Source organism: Pseudomonadota bacterium (genome assembly GCA_022361155.1).
GTDB lineage: Bacteria > Myxococcota_A > Polyangia > Polyangiales > JAKSBK01 > JAKSBK01.
Genome location: JAKSBK010000503.1, coordinates 1 through 17645, shown reverse-complemented (window position 1 = coordinate 17645; position 17645 = coordinate 1). Strand labels below are relative to the sequence as shown.

Annotated in this window: 12 protein-coding genes and 1 pseudogene; 10 read left to right on the top strand and 3 right to left on the bottom strand. The window is 64.8% G+C overall.

Going from position 1 to position 17645, the window contains the following annotated elements; genetic code table 11:
* The 8 genes and pseudogenes from pglX to MJD61_18815 form a co-directional block, all read left to right on the top strand.
* Positions 1-1783, top strand: a 1783-nt coding sequence (pglX, locus tag MJD61_18850; GenBank protein ID MCG8557323.1) for a BREX-2 system adenine-specific DNA-methyltransferase PglX, incomplete at its 5' end; no start/stop codon positions are given.
* A gap of 8 nt (positions 1784-1791) precedes the next feature.
* Entirely contained in the window at positions 1792-2424 is a 633-nt protein-coding gene (locus MJD61_18845; protein ID MCG8557322.1) for a DUF4433 domain-containing protein, read from the top strand.
* Between the two features lie 13 nt (positions 2425-2437).
* Positions 2438-3502, top strand: a complete 1065-nt coding sequence (locus MJD61_18840) for a macro domain-containing protein (protein ID MCG8557321.1) — start codon at positions 2438-2440, stop codon at positions 3500-3502.
* Positions 3503-3561: 59 nt separating this feature from the next.
* Positions 3562-3729 (top strand): annotated as a pseudogene (locus MJD61_18835) (hypothetical protein).
* An 895-nt stretch (positions 3730-4624) separates the two neighbouring features.
* Positions 4625-6511 (top strand): BREX-2 system phosphatase PglZ, encoded by a 1887-nt coding sequence (gene pglZ, locus MJD61_18830; GenBank protein ID MCG8557320.1) that lies wholly within the window; start codon positions 4625-4627, stop codon positions 6509-6511.
* Entirely contained in the window at positions 6508-7860 is a 1353-nt protein-coding gene (gene brxD, locus MJD61_18825; GenBank protein MCG8557319.1) for a BREX system ATP-binding protein BrxD, read from the top strand. The genes pglZ and brxD overlap by 4 nt, the downstream gene beginning before the upstream one ends.
* Positions 7861-7863: 3 nt before the next feature.
* A complete protein-coding gene (locus MJD61_18820; GenBank protein ID MCG8557318.1) occupies positions 7864-10635 on the top strand; it encodes a DEAD/DEAH box helicase in 2772 nt (923 codons plus the stop codon).
* 211 nt (positions 10636-10846) lie between these two features.
* On the top strand, positions 10847-11140 hold the full coding sequence (locus MJD61_18815; protein ID MCG8557317.1) for a hypothetical protein: 294 nt from the start codon (positions 10847-10849) through the stop codon (positions 11138-11140).
* Between the two features lie 240 nt (positions 11141-11380).
* Here the strand turns inward: MJD61_18815 and ligD are convergent, their stop codons facing one another.
* Positions 11381-13966: a DNA ligase D gene (gene ligD / locus MJD61_18810; protein ID MCG8557316.1), complete on the bottom strand. Its 2586-nt coding sequence runs from the start codon at positions 13964-13966 to the stop codon at positions 11381-11383.
* Positions 13967-13995: 29 nt separating this feature from the next.
* On the opposite strand from ligD, the gene MJD61_18805 reads away from it, so the two are divergent.
* Complete coding sequence (locus tag MJD61_18805) at positions 13996-14889, top strand: Ku protein (GenBank protein ID MCG8557315.1); 894 nt, start codon at positions 13996-13998, stop codon at positions 14887-14889.
* Positions 14890-15092: 203 nt separating this feature from the next.
* Here MJD61_18805 and MJD61_18800 read toward each other — a convergent pair whose 3' ends face one another.
* Entirely contained in the window at positions 15093-15749 is a 657-nt protein-coding gene (locus MJD61_18800) for an FHA domain-containing protein (protein MCG8557314.1), read from the bottom strand.
* Positions 15750-16057: 308 nt separating this feature from the next.
* On the opposite strand from MJD61_18800, the gene MJD61_18795 reads away from it, so the two are divergent.
* On the top strand, positions 16058-16840 hold the full coding sequence (locus MJD61_18795; protein ID MCG8557313.1) for a chlorite dismutase family protein: 783 nt from the start codon (positions 16058-16060) through the stop codon (positions 16838-16840).
* Positions 16841-17013: 173 nt separating this feature from the next.
* On the opposite strand, the gene MJD61_18790 is transcribed toward MJD61_18795, so the two are convergent.
* The gene (locus MJD61_18790; GenBank protein MCG8557312.1) at positions 17014-17352 is read right to left on the bottom strand and encodes a four helix bundle protein; all 339 of its coding nucleotides are present in this window, start codon (positions 17350-17352) and stop codon (positions 17014-17016) included.
* Positions 17353-17645 lie beyond the last annotated feature (293 nt).

The window sequence follows — 17645 nt, the reverse complement described above, 5'->3', positions numbered from 1 at the left end:
GTACTTCTGGAGCTTCCGTACGCTGCTGCGATCACGAACGGTGTTTGGAAAATCTCCCGAGCAGCGTGGGGGGACTTGGTACGAACACCTGGAGCACTATGCAGAGCGCCTTCGCACCCCCCTGTCCATCGCATTCGCTTTTGTAGCAACCCACAACCATTTCGTCCTCGAACGCGGCGGCAAGGTGTTCAACCGAAGCGCACCGGTCATCAAGCTCCCGCCGGACGCCACCGAGGACGACCACCTCGCGCTGCTCGGCCTGCTCAACTCGTCGGTAGCCTGCTTCTGGATGAAGCAGGTGTTTCATTGCAAGGGAAGCCAAGGCATCAACGAGGGACTGAAGAGCTCGCTGTGGGAGCAGTTCTACGAGTTCGATGCAACGAAGATGAAGCTGTTCCCGATACCGCGCGAGGCCGAACGAATTGTGTCGTACGCCGCTAGGCTCGACGAGCTAGCACGGGAGCGAACCACTCGTGACGTACGTCGAGTCCTGGCCGACAGCGGCTGGTCCAGTGCAGTGGAGCTTAGCACCGCGCTCGACCGCCGCCGGGAAGACGACATCGCCGATCTGCGGCGCATGGTCGCGTTGCAGGAAGAGCTCGACTGGCTGTGCTACGCGATGTACGGCCTCGACGACGGGGACGACGTCGTTCCCCCTCAGTCGGTCGAGCAGGTGCCGCCCACGTGGCTTCCCTGGTGCCTGGAGTTTGCCGAGCGCGATGCGGCGAATCGAGCGGCGTGCGCGCGAGGCGACGAACCGGAAGAGCAGCCCTCTGTCTGGTTCGACCGCCACCGCTGGGAGTCGGTGACCGCGCTACCCGAGCCACTTTCAGTTACGACATGCGCGCGCTTCGAGTCGCGGCGTGAGCGGATGCGGAAGACGCCAGCTCTCGCGTTGATCGAGACGGCCAACTACAAACGTCGCTGGTACAAGCCCGACCACAAGACCGAAGAGAATCAGACGCTCGCCGCTTGGCTCGCTGACCAGTTCGAGGCCGCGGCCCGGGAGCGGGGGCGCCCTGCGGTGGCTGAACAGCTCGCCGCGGCGCTTCAGGATGATGGGCGGGTCCTTGCGGTATGCGAGGTGCTCACAGGCCGCCGTGACTACAATCTGACGGCCCTCGTGGCACAGATGCTGTCCGCGGAGGCGGTTCCAAACCACCCGTTGCACCTCTACAAGCCAGCCGGACTACTTAAGCACGGGGTTTGGGAGCGCATGCGGGAGGCCCAGCGGCGTGAGGATGCAGGAGAAGACGTCACCCCCGAGGTGCCCCCATCCTATCGGAGCGGTGATTTCCTCCGGACGGAGTATTGGCGGGTACGCGGCAAGCTCGATGTCCCCAAGGAGCGTTTCATCGCTTTCACCGAGGTGCCCGGTCGCAACAATGTCGACACGCTGTATGGCTGGGCAGGCTGGACGTCGCTCGAGCGTCTGAAGGCGATCCTCGCCATCGACGAGGAGCTCGAGGACGGCGGCGTGCCCCTGGCCGACCGCATCGCGCTGCTCGACAGCGCCTGGCGTCTTCTTCCCGACGTGGCGCGCGAGGATGGAACCGTTGCAGGCCGGCTCAAGGCGGAGCTGCAGGCGCTCGCCGGCAGCGACGGGCCCAGCAGGGAGTTGCTCGAGGACTGGCGCAAGCGGTTCCCGCCGCCGAGCTCATGCGCGAGCCGCAGCAACCGGAAGAGCCGCGGGAACAGCCGCATACGCAACAAACGACCGGCGCCGAAGGGACGTGAAGCAGAACAGCCCACGCAGGTGGGTGCGGGGGACGATGCGCGGTGAAGGTGCCCGTGAACCCATCCATCTACCACATCACGCATGTGGACAATCTCGCCGCGATAGTAGCGAGCGGAGGTCTCATTTCGGACGCGGCCATGATCCAGCGCGGAGGCCCAACCGCGCCGATCGGAATGCAGGGCATCAAGCAGCGGCGCCTCGGCTTGCCCGTAGCAAGTCATCCGGGCACGTCTGTTGGCGACTACGTGCCGTTCTACTTTTGTCCACGCTCGATTATGCTTTTCGTCATCCACTGCGCCAACCATCCCGAGCTCACCTATACGGCTGGCCAATCACCCGTCATCCACCTGGTAGCCGACCTCCACGAGGTAGTGAGTTGGGCCTCGACTCGGGGGTGGAAATGGGCCTTCAGTCTATCGAACGCAGGGGCCCACTACGCGGAGTTCCGCGCCAGTGTTCAAGATATCTCGGAGATCGACTGGGATGCCGTGGCAGCTACAGACTTTCGCGACCGGGCTGTGAAAGAGGGCAAGCAAGCCGAGTTTCTCTTCTACGGCGACTTCCCATGGTCGCTCGTGTCTCGTATCGGCGTGTATTCACCGGCGGTGGCCAATCAAGCGCGTTCAGGGATCGGTGGAGCAGTCCACCAACCTGCGATCTCGGTGGAGCGAGGTTGGTACTTCTAGCGGAGACAGAACCATGGAGCTGACCAAGGGGAACATTCTAAACGCAGACGTCGAGGCGCTCGTCAATACTGTCAATTGCATCGGCTACATGGGGCGTGGGATCGCTGCCCAGTTCAAGCGCGCCTTCCCCGAGAATTTCCGAGTCTATCAGATCGCATGCAAGCGCAAGGAGGTCGTTCCCGGCCAGATGCTCGTCGTCCCGACTGGCCAGCTCACCAATCCGCGCTGGATCATCAACTTCCCGACCAAGCGGCATTGGCGGGGCAAGAGCCGCATCGAAGATATCGAGAGCGGTCTGAGTGCGCTCGTCCAAGAGGTACAGGAGCGGGACATCCGCTCCATCGCCATCCCACCCCTCGGATGCGGGCTGGGTGGCCTCGAGTGGAGCGAGGTGCGGCCGCGCATCGAGCAGGCGTTCGCCAACATGCAAGGCGTTCGCGTCGTGGTCTACGAGCCTACCGACGATCCAGCGGTATCGAAAGTGTCGAAAGGAAAGGAGGCTCCGAAGCTCACACCGGGCCGCGCGGTTCTGGTCGGGCTTGTCGAGCGCTATCTCGCTGCGCTTATGGACGTCTCTATCTCGCTGCTCGAGATCCACAAGCTCATGTACTTCGCACAAGAAGCCGGCGAGCCTTTGCGCCTTCGATTCGCAAAAGGGCTATACGGGCCATATGCCGAGAATCTGCGACACGTACTGGCCGCCGTGGAAGGGTACATGCTGTCCGGATACATGGCGGGAGGCGACGCGCCCGACAAACCCATCGAGCTGGTGCCGGGGGCGGTCGAGGACGCCAGGAGATTCCTTGCGGCGCATCCGAAAACGCTGGAGCGCTTCGAGCGGGTCACGAAGCTTGTCGAGGGCTTCGAGACACCTTTCGGCCTTGAGCTGCTTTCCACTGTTCACTGGGGGGTCACTCGCGAACATGCGCTTGGCGACGACCAGATCGTCCGTGTAGTTCACGAATGGGGACCTCGGAAGCGATCGTTCAGCCAGCGCCAAATTCACTTGACGGCTCGGCGGTTGGCGGATGCTGGCTGGATTCGCGACGGGGCCGCGACGCCTCAAGGAGCCGAGTAGCCATGACACTGGCGATCACCGACGCTTTCGAGCTTCCGCGGCCGGAAGATATCCGGGCGATGGGCTTCGTGATCAAGCTGCGCGAAGCCGAGCCCGGCTCCGACGAGGTCAACCAGCTCGTCAATGACTACGTCATCACCCCCGCCGTCGAGAAGGAGCTCCCGCGCATCCTCGACGACATGAAGCAGGTCTTCGATCGCGGAGAGGAGTACGGCCGCTTCATCCACGGCAGCTTCGGCAGCGGCAAGTCGCACTTCATGACGATGCTGGCGATGCTCCTGGAGAACGTCGCCCCCGCCTGGGACAAGTTCCGGTTTCTACTGCGGGCTCATCGCGACGAGCTCGCGAGCAAGGGCCGCGAGGTTCCCGGCCACGAGACCTGGATTCCAGACGCGAAGCTGCTCGTGGTTCGGATCCACATGCTGTCGGTGCGCGGTCGCGCCACAGGCTTCGACCGCGCCGTGTACGACGCCTTCGACGAGGCTCTCAAGCGGCGCGGCAAGGCACCCTTCGAGTTCCTGAACGTCGATGCCATCTTCGACGAGGTTCGCCGCGAGGCAGACGAGTACGGTGACATCGTCTGGAAGCGCCTCGAGACCGCCGGAATCGTCGGTGGCCGCGACGACTTCGAGAAGCTCGCGAACGGGTCGGCCAAGGCCCGCGAACGCTTCGCGCGCACGTGGCTCGAGTACAAGGGGCGCGATCCGTCGCAGGCGGGCATCGACCCGCGCTGGAGCGAGGGGCTCGAGCGCATGGGCGAGCACGCCAGGTCGCAGGGCTTCGGCGGCATCGTGCTGATGGTCGACGAGTTCCTGCTCTGGCTCGCGGAGAAGTCCGGCCAGGAGTTCGTTCGCGAGATCAACAGCCTCAACGTCATCGTCGATCACAACACAGGGCAGCGGCCAGCACCCGTCTTCGTGTTCGTCGCAAGGCAGCGGAACCTGCAGGAGTTCTTCCCGGACCTCGTGGACGAGAGCAAGATCCACGAGCACCTCGACCACCACGCGAAGCGCTTCGAGGTCACCAAGCTCCAGGACGTCGAGCTCCGGCACATCGTCCGCGGGCGTGTGCTGCGCGCGCGGGACAAGGAGGCTGTCAAGCACGCCGTCGGCGGCCTGACGGATGCGCACCAGAAGCTGCTGCCCGCGCTGCTGGCGGGCGCCGACATCGACTACCTGCATCCTGCGCCGGACGCTCTCTCACCTCGCCGAAGAGACCCTCACCGTGCTCGGGGACGGCGCGAGCTCGCTTCTGGCCGAAGCGGATCGGCTCGGCCGGGAAACGCTGACCCCGACGCAGTTGCAGACGAGCCGCGTGCTGCCGCTAGCGTTCGCCGATCGTTGCCACGCGCTTGCCCGGCAGGCCGCCGCTGGCAAGCCCGTTTCCGCGGCCGACATCGCCTGGCTGGCGTCGCACCGGGCGGCGCGCATGCATCGGGCCGACATGACGGTGCTCGACTGCATCGCCAGGCTGTCGCGATATCTCGACCAGCCCTTCTCGCCAAACGCCGACATCCTCGAGCAGGTTCGGGCCTACCAGCACGAAGGCGCGTTCGCCGACCTCGCGGTGATGCAACTCCGGCGCGCCATGGCGAGCAGTGCTCGCTACCACGCCGAGGCGAACAAGGTCCTCGTGGCGGTACGGGAGCGCCGAGATCGTGAGAACAGCCACTTCGCCGAGACGATCGCGGCGGCCTACGAGGGTGCCCTGCACCGTGACGGGCTCACCCCGCTGCATCGTCTGTGGAAGCGCACCGTCGCGCCGCTCTGGCAAGAGGAGCCGAAGGCACGCATCTACCTCGTCGTCCTCGATGGTTGCAGCTACCCGGTCTTTCTCGAGCTGCTCTACGCCCTTGCTCAGGACAGCAGCTTCCCGCTCGGGATCAAGCCGGACGCCGAGGGTCGTGTCGTAGGTCTTCCCGGGCTTGCCCCACTCCCCACGGTGACGAGCCACGCGCGCGGAGCGATCTTCCTTGGGGAGCTTCCGAACGACCCGCTCGTGGCGGAGACGGTCTTCCGCGACCAGGACGAGGCGAAGACAGACAAGGCGCGCTTCCACCAGAACGCTGCCCTCGACGGCCGCACGCGCCGGTTGCTCCTGAAGGGCGACCTGTCCGACGGCGGACAGACGCTGCTTCAGACACTCGAAGACGAGTCCGTCGCCGTCGTGGCGGCGGTGTTCAACGCCGTCGATGATCAGATCGGCTCGTCGAATACCGGCGCTACCGTCCGGCTGCTGCCCGAGGACATCATGGGTTTCAAGCCCAGCTTACGGGCGGCCGTCCGAGCGGGACGGCACGTGCTGGTCACCGCCGACCACGGCCACAGTCCCTTCGTCGACAAAGCTCTCCGCGCCGGCGCGGGCAAAGCACCACGGTACATCGCGCTCGGGAAGAACGACGCCCCGCCGGAGGGCTTCATGGAGATCGACATCGGCGCCCTCGGTGGTCCCCCTGAAAGGCGGGCGTTCGCCTGGCGCTCGGGGGGCTACCTCGGCAACCCGCAGGTGGGTTTCCACGGCGGTTGCGGTCTCGAGGAGATGGTCGTTCCCCTTGCATGGCTCGAGCGGGATGGACTCCACGCAGACGAGCCGGCGTGGTGGTTTGGCCGCGGCGTGCTCCTCGAGCAACCTTCGATACGCCCGGCAGAGCCGCCGATCGTCACGCCGCTCCCATCCGAGGAGCTCAAGCCCAAGAAGGCGGCGCCCCAGCTCTCCCTGTTCGATCCCGCCGACAAAGCGGCGTCGCTTGGCCTTCCCTCCTCGCTGTTGGAACGCCTCAATGGGGACCAGAAGGCGGTGCTGGTTTTGCTCAAAGAGAATGGATCTGCACGTGCGAGCGAGCTCGCGGACCGACTGGCCAAGAACCCTGGTCGCCTGAACGGTCTGATGCGAACGCTGCGGCGCACACTTCACTCGGAAGGCCTCGTCCTCTTCACGGATGAAGTCCTGCCGAGCGGCGAGACGCTGTATCGCTACCAAGCACCAGCGGCTCAGAAAGGGGATGCATGAAGGCCGCCGTCGCCGAATCCACCGCCATCGTCAGTGCGCTGCGCAGCGGTCTGGTTCCCAGCCAGGGCCTCGAGCACTTGGCGACCGGGCTCGATGCGCTCGTCGACGCCGTCAACGAGGAGCTCGATTTCGTGGCTGGCGGCAAGGGGCTCTCGAAGTGGATCCGGGGCGAGTACGGCACGGGCAAGACGTTTGCGGCCCGCTACCTCTGCGCCCACGCACGGCAGCGGCGCTTTGCTACTTCCGAGGTTCAGATCTCCATCAACGACACACCGTTGCACCACCTGGAAACGGTGTATCGCCGGCTCATCGAGCGCCTCGAAACCGCCGCAGATGGACCGAACGCATTTCAGGCCATCGTCGAAGGCTGGCTCTACCAGGTCGGGGACGAGGTGACGCGCCTGCGCGGAATCAGCGAGGATGACCCGGCGTTTGCCGATGCGACCGAGCAGCGGCTCGAGGACAAGCTGGCGGATCTCTCGCGCCGCAACCCCGCCTACGCGCAGGTCCTCCGCGCCTACCACCGCGCCACGCACGAAGGCGACTTCGCCACCGCCCAGGGCTTGCTCGCCTGGCTGGCAGGTCAGCCTCATACGGATCGTTCGGTGCTCAAGGCCGCCGGCGTCAAGGGAAAGGTCGACGGCCAGGCGTCGCTGACCTTCCTCGCCGGCCTGCTGCAGCTCCTCGAGCAGTCGAGCTACGCCGGGCTGGTGGTCGTGCTCGACGAAGTCGAGACCATCCAAAGGATGAACGCTCAGACTCGCGAGAAGTCCCTGAACGCGCTCCGCCAGTTGATGGACATGCTGGCCAAGGACGAGCTTCCAGGTCTGTATCTGGTGGTCACGGGAACGCGAGACTTCTACGAGGGCTACAAAGGACTGAAGGGGCTCGCGCCGCTGCACCAGCGAGTTCAGGTCAACTTCGGCAAGGACGCCACCTTCGACAACTTGAAGGCACCCCAGGTACGGCTGTTGCCGTTCACCGAGGATCGTCTTCTCACCGTCGGGAAGAAGGTCCGGGACTTGTATCCCGCAAAGCACGGCGAACGCGTATCGCAGAAGATGGGCGACGCGTTCCTGAAGGCCCTGGTGAACCAGGTGACCGCCGGCTTCGGTGGCTCGGTGGCCCTCGCTCCGAGGCTGTTCCTCCGCGAGCTCGTCGACGTGCTGGACCGCGTCGATCAGCACGAGGCCTACGATCCCGCAGAGCACTACAAGCTGGACCTCGGTGACGAGAGCAAGCTGACTCCCGAAGAGCTCGCGGCCAAGCACGGCAGGGAGCCGAGCTATCCCGACGACGAGAGCACCGGGGACGATGCGGCGACCAAGACGAGGCGGCTGGACGGGTAACGCATGGGAGGATTCGAGCGCCTACACCCGCACGTTCAACACGCCATCGTCCATGACCTGGGATGGCGCGCGCTGCGGCCGGTGCAGGAGCTGACGATCGACGCGGTCCTCGATGGCTGCAACGCCGTTGTGCTTGCCCCGACGGCAGGGGGCAAGACCGAGGCCGCGATGTTCCCCATTCTCTCGCGGATCCTCTCCGACGAACCGCCACCGGTCGCGGCGCTCTACATCTGCCCCATCCGAGCGCTCCTGAACAACCAAGAGCATCGTCTTCAGGGCTATGCCCGCATGGTCGGGCTGGAAGTGTTCAAGTGGCACGGCGACGTCAGTGACTCGCGCAAGCAGCGGTTTCGCGAATCGCCGGCCCACGTGCTGATGACGACACCGGAGTCCCTGGAGGTCATGATGATCAGCGCCCGCACCGACGCGCGCGCGATCTTCCAGGGGCTCACCGCAGTCATCATCGACGAGGTGCATGCGTTCGCCGCCGACGATCGCGGTGCGCACCTCGCTGGTCTGCTCGAGCGATTGGTCGCCATGTGCGGCCGCGATGTTCAGCGACTCGGACTGTCAGCAACCGTTGGCAACCCGAACGTCATCGGCGAGTGGCTACAGGGCTCGAGCCGCCAACCGTGCCGTCTGGTGGACCCACCGCGGCCAAAGGCAGATCGCGACCTTCGTGCAGATCTCTGCGCCGACATTGGGGAGGCTGCCGCGGGCATCGCGCAGATTGCGCGGGGAAAGAAGAGCCTCGTCTTCGTCGAGAGTCGCTCCAAGGCCGAGAAGGTGGCCCACGCGCTGACCGGAACCGGCGTCGAGGTCTTCATCCATCACAGCTCGGTGAGCCGGTCGGACCGGGCGCTTGCAGAAGAGCAATTCGCCCGAGGGCAAAACACCGCCATCGTCTGCACATCGACGATGGAGCTCGGGATCGACGTCGGAGATCTCGACCAGGTCATCCAAGTGGATGCCCCCGCAACGGTCGCGTCCTTTCTGCAACGGCTTGGACGAACGGGACGGCGTCCGAACACGAGAGGGAACTGTACCTTCTTCTGCCTCAGCCCTGAGTCGCTGCTCCAGTCGGTCGCATTGCTGCGCCTCGCCGACTCCGGCTGGGTGGAGGACGTCCAGCCGGCTGCCCATGCCATGCATGTGCTCGCCCACCAGGTCATGGCCCTCATCCTCCAAGAGGGCGGCATCTCGCGCCACAACCTGCTGCCGTGGGTCGAGGCTGCGTATCCGTTCTCGAGCATTCGATCGGAGCGCCTTCAGGAGCTCGTCGACACCATGCTCGAGCGGGACATCCTCTACGAGGCGGATGGGCTGCTGTCGCTCGGGCGACGTGGCGAGAAGCTCTATGGTCGCAAGAACTTCTTCGAGCTCTACGCCGTGTTCACCGCACCGCCCGTCATGCGGGTTCAGCACGGCAAGGACGACGTCGGCTACATCCAGGCCCTGTTCGTCTCAATGCACGACCGCAACAAGGGACCGCTCGCGTTCCGCCTGGCGGGACGCGCCTGGGAGGTTGCGCAGGTCAACTGGTCGAAGGGGGTGCTTCACGTCCGTCCCGCTGAGCACGGTCGCGTGCCGAGCTGGCTGGGGCTTCCCGGCGTCCTTTCGACTCAGCTGTGCCAGGCGATGATGGACGTGCTCCTGCGCGAGCGCGAGGAAGAAGAAAGCTGGCTCACTCGAACCGCCGCTCTGGAGATCGCGTCGATGCGCGAGAGCTACGGTGGGCTTCTGGAGCCCGGGACAGCCCCCCTGGAGGACCAGCCGGATGGGGTCCAGTGGCACACGTTCGCCGGCGGCGCCGTCAACCGGCTGTTGGCTGCCGGGCTCGAGTCGCATTCGGGGAAGAAGTGGGTGGCCGGCAATCTGTCGATCCGCTGCAAGGACATAGCTGTCACCGCCGCCGGCGACACCGTCCGCAACCTATCCCAGCTGGACTGGGAGCGCATCGCGGCGGGCGCCGCGCGCGACATGGCGCGCGGCATGCTGAGCAAGTTCCAGCCGTGCTTGCCCGAGGACGCCGAGGACCGCCTCCTCGCCGATCGGCTGTTGGACCTGCCCGGCACGCTCCGTTTTCTCACGAGCGTGAAGGTGAACGGGGTCCGAGCGGCGACGCGCCCCGACGGCATTCGGCTTGCCGACGTTGAGGCGGCCGGGCCCATGCCCATCGAGTTCGTCGTGCGCGCGGCTCCCGGCGAGCCCGCGGCTCCGCGCAACGAGGTGCAATGGGTCGACACGCCTGCTGGCCTACGCGCGGTGAGCGAGGAGCTCACCGCCGCCGACCTCGTTGGCCTCGACGTGGAAACAGCGCTCGACTTCGGCACCCTCTGTCTCATCCAGATCGCAACGGCGGAGCGGACCTATCTGATCGACCCATTCGCCGTTGGCGACCTCAAGCCCCTCGTCGACGTCCTCAATGGGTCCCGGCCGATCAAGGTCATCCACAACGCGCGCTTCGAGCGACGCGTCCTGGCCGCCGTTGGCATCGCCCTCGATGGCGTCGTCGACACCCTGGAGGCGTCCCGCCGCGCTCGTGGGCGGGATGCTCTGGGCGGGCACAGCCTCGCAATGGTGTGCGAGCGCGAGCTCGGCATCGTCCTCGACAAGTCGTCGCAGACCTCGAACTGGAGCCGCCGACCGCTGGACTCCGATCAGCTCCGCTACGCCGCGCTGGACGCCGAGATACTGCTAGAGCTCCACAAGCGGCTTGCTTCTGCGCAGGATCCGTGGCCTTCGATTCAATCTGGGAAAGGTGAGGATGCATGAGCCCGGGGCGCAGGAACCTACAAGTGCGGCTGCGCCAAGCGGCTGCGAGCCTTCCACTGGATGCGAAGCGGCGCCCTACCGGCCAGTGTGGGATCGAGTCTTGGTACCCGTACTACGCTGGATTCACCGAAGACTTCGCGCGCGGCGTGCTTGAGGAACTTGCCCCCAACGGGTTACTTCGCCCCCTTACTGCACACGTATCGACTACGTGGTGAGTACTTCTTTTGAGCTGGCCGCCCTCGGTCTTTCGGAGGCATCAGAGCAGTTCCGCGATCTACGACGAGCCACGATGGGCACGCCACTCGCACGCAAGGGCCCACCCCCCGATGTTCCCGAGGCTTGGCCACGAAGTGTCTCGACGCTTCTTCGTGCGATCAGAAAGCATCCGAGCAAGGCGTCGCGGTCGTACTACTACAAGACGTTCTGGCAGCACTTCGACGATGCCACTGCATCGCTTAGGGAGTTCGATCGCGTGATGCGGCCAGGGGCGTTTGCGGGGGCGTAGCGCGTGCCAACCCGCATCCAAGCTCACTCGCCGGGTTGGCGCGCGCGTCGAGGCCGGCGTGCGTGCGCGCCTAGGCTCAGCTCGCGGGCTTGATTACTGCGCGCACATCCTGCAGGCCGGCCGACCCCGCAAAACGTCCCGACCACCGGGCCGACCCGGCAGCAGTACACTCCGCTCGTTGCCGTTCACTCTAAAAACACCTGCGGGAGTGCTGAACTCGAGGCTAGGGACACCCCCTAGCTACTCCCGCTTGAGGAGCTTGCCGAGGCACGCCAGCACCGAAGTCACGTCGGGGCAGGCATGCAGTAGTTGTTGGAGCGGATCGCCGTAACGGCGAAGGCGTTCCGGCACGCTGGAAATCGTGAGCGTTGCCGGGTCCAGCGCGAAGCTGACCTCGTCCCAGGTGAGCGGCGTCGAGACCCGGGCGCCGGGCACCGCCCGCACCGAGTAGGGCGCGACGATCGAGCGCGACCGGCCGGTCTGCCCCGTGTCGACGTAGACCGTCCCGGGCGCTCGCCTGTTGCGCATCCGCTCGAACGACGCGATGTCGCTGCGACGGGCCTGCAAGATGCGCCCGATCAGCTCTGCCAGCATCTTGGCGGTGCCGAAAGGAACGCCGGGTCCGAGCGGCACGAGCACATGCAGACCGCTTTGCCCCGAAGTCTTGGGATAGCCCTCGAGCGACAGCTCTGCCAGCAGCCCCTTCAAAGCGCGGGCGAGCTCCACCGCATGTCGGAACGGGGCGTCGCCAATGTCGAAGTCGATCGTGAGGAAGTCGCAGTCGTCCAGGGTATCGACGCGGGAGGCCAGTACGTGCAGCGGGATGCAGCCGAGGTTGGCCACATAGACCAGCGTGTCGGCGTCGTTGATCAGGAAGGAGGTGACCTTGCGACCGTGGGCCTCCTCCCACCGCAGGGGCAAGGTCTGGATCCAGGACGGGGTCCCGGCCGGGACGTTCCATTGATAGAAGTGCTTGCCGGCGATGCCATCCGGGTAGCGCACGAGGATCACCGGTCGGTCGCGCAGGTGCGGCAGCAGTGTATCGCCGATTTCAGCGTAGTAGTTGCATAGGTCGCCTTTTGTATATTGTTCTTCCGGCCAGAAGACCTTGTCCTGGTTGCTCAGAAAGTCCTGCCTTGCCGACCTGGGGCGATCGGCAGGGCCGCCGCCGGCCACCTTGGCCGCTTCCAGCAGGAGCTCTTCGGGTGGTGCGGCGCGACAGCGTGCAGGATCGGTATCTGGGCGCAGCCCGCGAAACACCGCGTGGCGCAGGCGACCCTCGTCCGTCCAACCGCCATACGCCACGCTGACCGCGACCTCAGGTCGAACGTAGGTCAGGACCTCGCCCGGTCGGCGCATCGATGCGGACGCCGGGGAGTCGGGCTGCTGCAGCTCGGCCAGGCGTGCCAGCAGGGTGTCGATGGAGCGATCGTCGAGGCCGCTGCCCACGCGGCCTCTCACGACCAGCCGATCCCCCCGGTAGCTTGCAACCTCCAGGGCTCCCAGTCGGGATCGTGCACCTTGCCCGTGGGTAAAACCGACGATTATGAACTCATCGTCGCGCTGGCATTTCAGTTTGACCCAATCTCCGGAGCGGGTCGAGACATACGGGGAATCCGAGCGCTTTGCGACGACACCCTCGAGCCGCTGCTGCCGGCAGAACTCGAACAAGGGTCTGCCGTCGGCTTGCAGGTGGTCGAGCACGCGTATCAGTCCGCGGCCCGGAACGAGCCTGCGCAGATGGCGCTTGCGTTCCAGCAGCGGCAGTTTCCGCAGGTCGTAGCCGTCCAGGGCGAGAAGATCGAAGACCACGTATGCGACGGGCACCTGACGGGCCGCCCGCCGGACATCGTGAGGGCGGCTCGCGTGGATGCGCTGCCCGAGCCGCTGGAAGCTAGGCCGACCACTCTCGTCAAAGGCCACGATCTCGCCGTCGAGCACGAAGCGCTTGACGGGCAAGCTGGCTACCGCTCGGCTGATCTCCGGGTAGCTCGCCGTGGCCGTTCTACGAGTGCGATAGCGCAGGCTCGTGTCCGTACCGTCACGCGCTGCGAGGATTCGGACCCCATCGAGCTTCAGCTCGTAAACGAAGCCCTTGTTGTGCAGTCCAACACCTTCGGAGGCACACAGCATGGGTGTGAGCGCTGCAGCATCCAGCTCGGCGCGCTGGGCACCCGAGGCTGCGACCTCACCGCTAATCGTCGCTGCGATCTCGTCCACGCGCGCGAGCTCGTCGACCAGCAAGCCCGACAGTACGCTGCGCGGCTCGGTTTCGGTCAGAGGTGCGTCGGAGCGGGCAAAGCCGTCGCGTTTCTTCAAGAGCAGCCAGTGGTTGTGCTGCTGGTCGCGGCCGCGGTCCGTGGAGCCGCGTCCAGAAGTCTTGACCAGCGCAAAGCGGCCACGCAGCTTCGTCCCGCGTAATTCAAAGTCGATCTTGCCGCGCGCGATGCCTTCCTCGGCGGTGCCCTCGAGATAGCGGACAAGGCCCCGATCCCACAGAATCATGGCTCCGGCACCGTAGTTGCCCGCGGGAATGATGTCCTCGAAGTCGAGGTATTCAAGCGGGTGGTTTTCCGTGTTGACGGCCAGACGCTTGTCCTCGGGGTCCAAGCTAGGCCCGCGAGGGATGGCGAAGCTCATCAGGCTTCCACCGACCTCGATACGCAGGTCGTAGTGCAGGCGGCTGGCCGCATGCAGGTGCACCACGAAAGCGCCCGCGCGGCTTGCCCCATAACTGACCATGGGTTCAGGGCTGAACGGTTCTGTGGTCTTCCCCGGATCGCGCTTGTCCCGGTAGCCCGAGAGTTTCGGCGTTGTTTTGGCCACCGTGCTGACCGCTAGGCTATCATGGGTGGGTGGTCGCCCGAGCTATCGCCTCTACAACCATTTCGTTCGGGCTGGTCTCGATCCCGATCAAGCTCTACAGCGCGACAGCATCCCAAGCCGTTCGGTTTAATTGGCTCGATCAGAAGACCGGGGCACGAGTCAAGCAGCGTTACTACTGTCCCGTGGACAACCGAGTCGTCGAGCGTTCGGAAATGGTTCGCGGCTACGAATTCGCCAAGGGTCAGTACGTACAGTTCACCGAGCAGGAGCTCAAGTCACTCGAGGCGGAGCGCTCCAACACACTCGACATCGTGGAGTTCGTTCCGCTCGAAAGCGTGGATCCGATCCAAGTCGAAAAGAGCTACTACCTGGGTCCGGACAAAGGGGGCCACAAGGCCTTCACCCTGCTCGCCAAGACCATGCGCGAGGCGGACAAGGTGGCTGTAGGGCGTCTGTGGAGTCGGGGCAAGACCCAGCTGGTCCTCTTGCGCCCCTACAAGAAGGGACTCCTGTTGCATCAGGTTCACTACGCGAGCGAGGTACGTTCCTACGACGACGTGGATCTGGGAGATGACGTCGTGTTCGCGGAAGTGGAAGTGGATTTGGCGGGCAAGCTGATAGAACAGCTAGCGACTCCCGCGTTTCAGCCCGGCAAGTACCACGATGAGTATTCCGACCGGGTGCGAAAGGCGGCCGAAGAAAAGGTGGCCGGGCAGGAGATTACGTCCTTGCCGGAACAGCCTCAGGCTCAGATCATCGATCTCTTCGACGCGCTGAAGAAGAGCCTGGAGGAGCTTGAAACCGCTGACCCGGCCCAGGAGGACGCTGCGGACAGCCGCGAGCACGCCTCCGGGGAGCTGAAGGGGCCCAAGAAGGCCAGCGTCACCAAGAAAGCCCAGGCTGGCAAGCGCGCCGCCAAGTAGCGGGCCGGGCCCGTCCGAGAATGCCTGGTCGAGACCGGCCGCGCAGGGTGGATGCGATTCGCCGGCTTGCCCGGAGGATGCGGTTGGAATCGACAGGGTCCGCAGCGATGGCAGCGCCATTGCGAGGACTTGTGCGAGGACGAAAGCCGCGAGCGCGCCGCCCTGCGCGGCCGCAGCCGATCAAGTCATTCGTGGACGGGCCCTTAGCCAACCCCGTGAACGGCTTCCCATAGAGCCCTTGCCGTGCACAGCCGCGCCTTGACCGACCCGAATTTGATTTCGTCGCCCGGCGTGATGGCGCCTTGTGTGGTCGGGAGCTTGATGCCGTTGACTCGGGTGTGATTCTTGCTGCCCGCGTCACGCAACGATAGCTGATTATCCCCGTGGTACTCGATCCACGCGTGGAACTTCGAGACACTGCGGTGCCGCAGCACGACGTCGTGGTTGCGCGCACGGCCGACAGAGATGCGGTCCAGAAAGGCCGAGGGGGCCGAGCTGCGCTTTGCCACCGGCACCACGAAGTGGGGTTGCTGGAGCAGCTTGGGCGGCACCTGATCGGAGGTTGAAACGTTCGCCTTGAGCCGGTGGCGGTCGTCGCGTCGTTCCGACAGCAGGGCGGAAATGGCCCTGGCATCGTGAGTCGCGGTTGAGAACGCCAGCCCATCCAGGCGATGCTGGCCCGTCGTGGCTTCGTCGAGCACGGAGGTTGCTCGCAGTCCTCGCGTGAGCTCGTCGTCGGGATCATGCAGCGCGATCAGCAGGAAGGGAGTGGACCCATGCAATGCCATGAACTGCTCCACGGTAGCGCTGCGGCAGTGGCCCATGAAGTCCTCGGGAAGCCAAGTGCTGGCTGCTGGCATCAGGGCGCTGTCTCCTGGGCGCCGGCACGGCATGGTCCCCGCCCCGCGGGCGGCATCAGAGCTGGTTGAGGATAGCCGGACACGAGCGAATGTGCGAGATTGGGGCGGCCGATGCAATCACGGCCCGGCAGCACAGACCTTGAGATTATCGTGTAGCACACGCAACAAACAAGCGGTGTCGTTTCTCCGAGCCCACAGCTACGGCAGGGGTACCCTAACGGAAGCAGCGCGCCCGCTTGAGCGGGGGCTCGAACGACAGATCGAGGTCCCAAGGTACAACCACGGACGACTACGAGGACCTGCCGAACATGAGCTCCGACGAAAGCAAACGAACCGCTTCTGCCGCCTCCAGCCGCTCCGAAAGCACGCTGCCGCAGATCGACGTCAGCGAACGAGCCGGCCAGCATACGGGTCGCCCCCAGGTGCTTCACAGCCGGCTGTTCATGCAGCTTCTGGTTCTTGACTGCTGCGACGATGGTCATCCGGCAGACGCCTTGAAGTGGATCTCGGAACAGCTGCAGGCGAAGGCGCTGCCGTCGGTGCTGTACTTGGACGTCAACGACCCGCGCGGCTTCGGGCTGCTGACCTGGAGCGAAGAGCCGAGCCATTTCGTCACCCGGGTTCGTCCACTGCTGCTCGATTCCAGTTCAAGCGACGTGCGTTTCGCCCGACGCTTTGCCATGCTCGGGCGTACCTACGCTACGGGGTACGAGCCTGACCTGAGGTACTGGCTCATCGATCGACCCCGTGAAACCGTGCTCAACGAGGCTTGGCCCTGGGCGATCTGGTACCCACTGCGCAGGACGGGGGCTTTTGGGCGCCTGGCGCCGCTTGAACAGTCAGCTATCCTCAAGGAACACGCCCTGATCGGTCGCGCCTACGGGGCTCAAGACCTTGCGCACGATGTGCGGCTGGCCTGCCACGGGCTCGACGTCGACGACAACGAGTTCGTTATCGGACTGATCGGAAGCTCGCTGCATCCACTGTCGCACGTGGTCGAATCCATGCGAAAGACCCGGCAGACGTCGGAGTTCATAAGCCAGATGGGCCCATTTTTCGTGGGTCGCGTGGCGGCACGTATCCCCGGCTGATGCGCTTGACTTGCGGGCACTCGTTTTTCTAGCGGCAACGCTCGTATGGCTTGTCTGAACACGGGCCGTTGGGGATTGCCGGAGGCTGCAGCCGCAGGGGATCGTGGTCGTGGCCGTGGCCGTGGTCGTGGTCGTGGTCGTGCTCGTGGCCGTGGTCGTGGTCGTGGTCGTGACTATCGGCAGAGCTTGGTGAGCATCTCAACGATACGGACGATCAGTTGCTTGGACTCGCCGGTCTCGGCAGCAGACGTGGCACCGAGGACGTGCATGACATCTAGGATCGCCCCGCACTCCATGGCAGAACCGCGCGCAATCGCATGAAAACGAGCCTGGTCGGCCCGACTGGGTTTGCCCACACCTTCGGCGATATTGAGCGGAATGGCCATAGCTGCCCGGCGCAACTGGTCGGTCAACGCTGCATGGCCCTTGGGCATGTGCCCCGACAAAGTGACTGCACGGGAAACGAACTGGATTGCACACTGGTAAACATCCAGCTTTTCGTAGTAGAGCATGATGACGAATATCGGTCAGTCACTGGCTAGGTTGCCTCGTACCGGCCACGGCCACGACCACGACCACGACCACGCAGCGTCCACACCTGCCGTCCCACGTTCGTCCTGGCCACCTGAAACGCGCCACTCCGCTCAGATCAACTGCCCTGTAATCGTTTTGAAAACAGTCCCTAGTGTCCTGGAACAGTGATTACTTGCATAATTCGGCGGCCCTTGACGCCGATTGAACCAGCGACCGCCTTTCGGCTATCTTCTTGAAATAGCTCTGCTATTCCGGCGTCGATTCGCCGGTT

Coding starts and splice junctions, on each gene's coding strand:
- MJD61_18840 (MCG8557321.1), top strand. CDS start 2,438: ATGGAGCTGACCAAGGGGAACATTCTAAACGCAGACGTCGAGGCGCTC.
- brxD (MCG8557319.1), top strand. CDS start 6,508: ATGAAGGCCGCCGTCGCCGAATCCACCGCCATCGTCAGTGCGCTGCGC.
- MJD61_18820 (MCG8557318.1), top strand. CDS start 7,864: ATGGGAGGATTCGAGCGCCTACACCCGCACGTTCAACACGCCATCGTC.
- pglZ (MCG8557320.1), top strand. CDS start 4,625: ATGCGCACCAGAAGCTGCTGCCCGCGCTGCTGGCGGGCGCCGACATCG.
- MJD61_18795 (MCG8557313.1), top strand. CDS start 16,058: ATGAGCTCCGACGAAAGCAAACGAACCGCTTCTGCCGCCTCCAGCCGC.
- MJD61_18800 (MCG8557314.1), bottom strand. CDS start 15,749: ATGCCAGCAGCCAGCACTTGGCTTCCCGAGGACTTCATGGGCCACTGC.
- MJD61_18790 (MCG8557312.1), bottom strand. CDS start 17,352: ATGCTCTACTACGAAAAGCTGGATGTTTACCAGTGTGCAATCCAGTTC.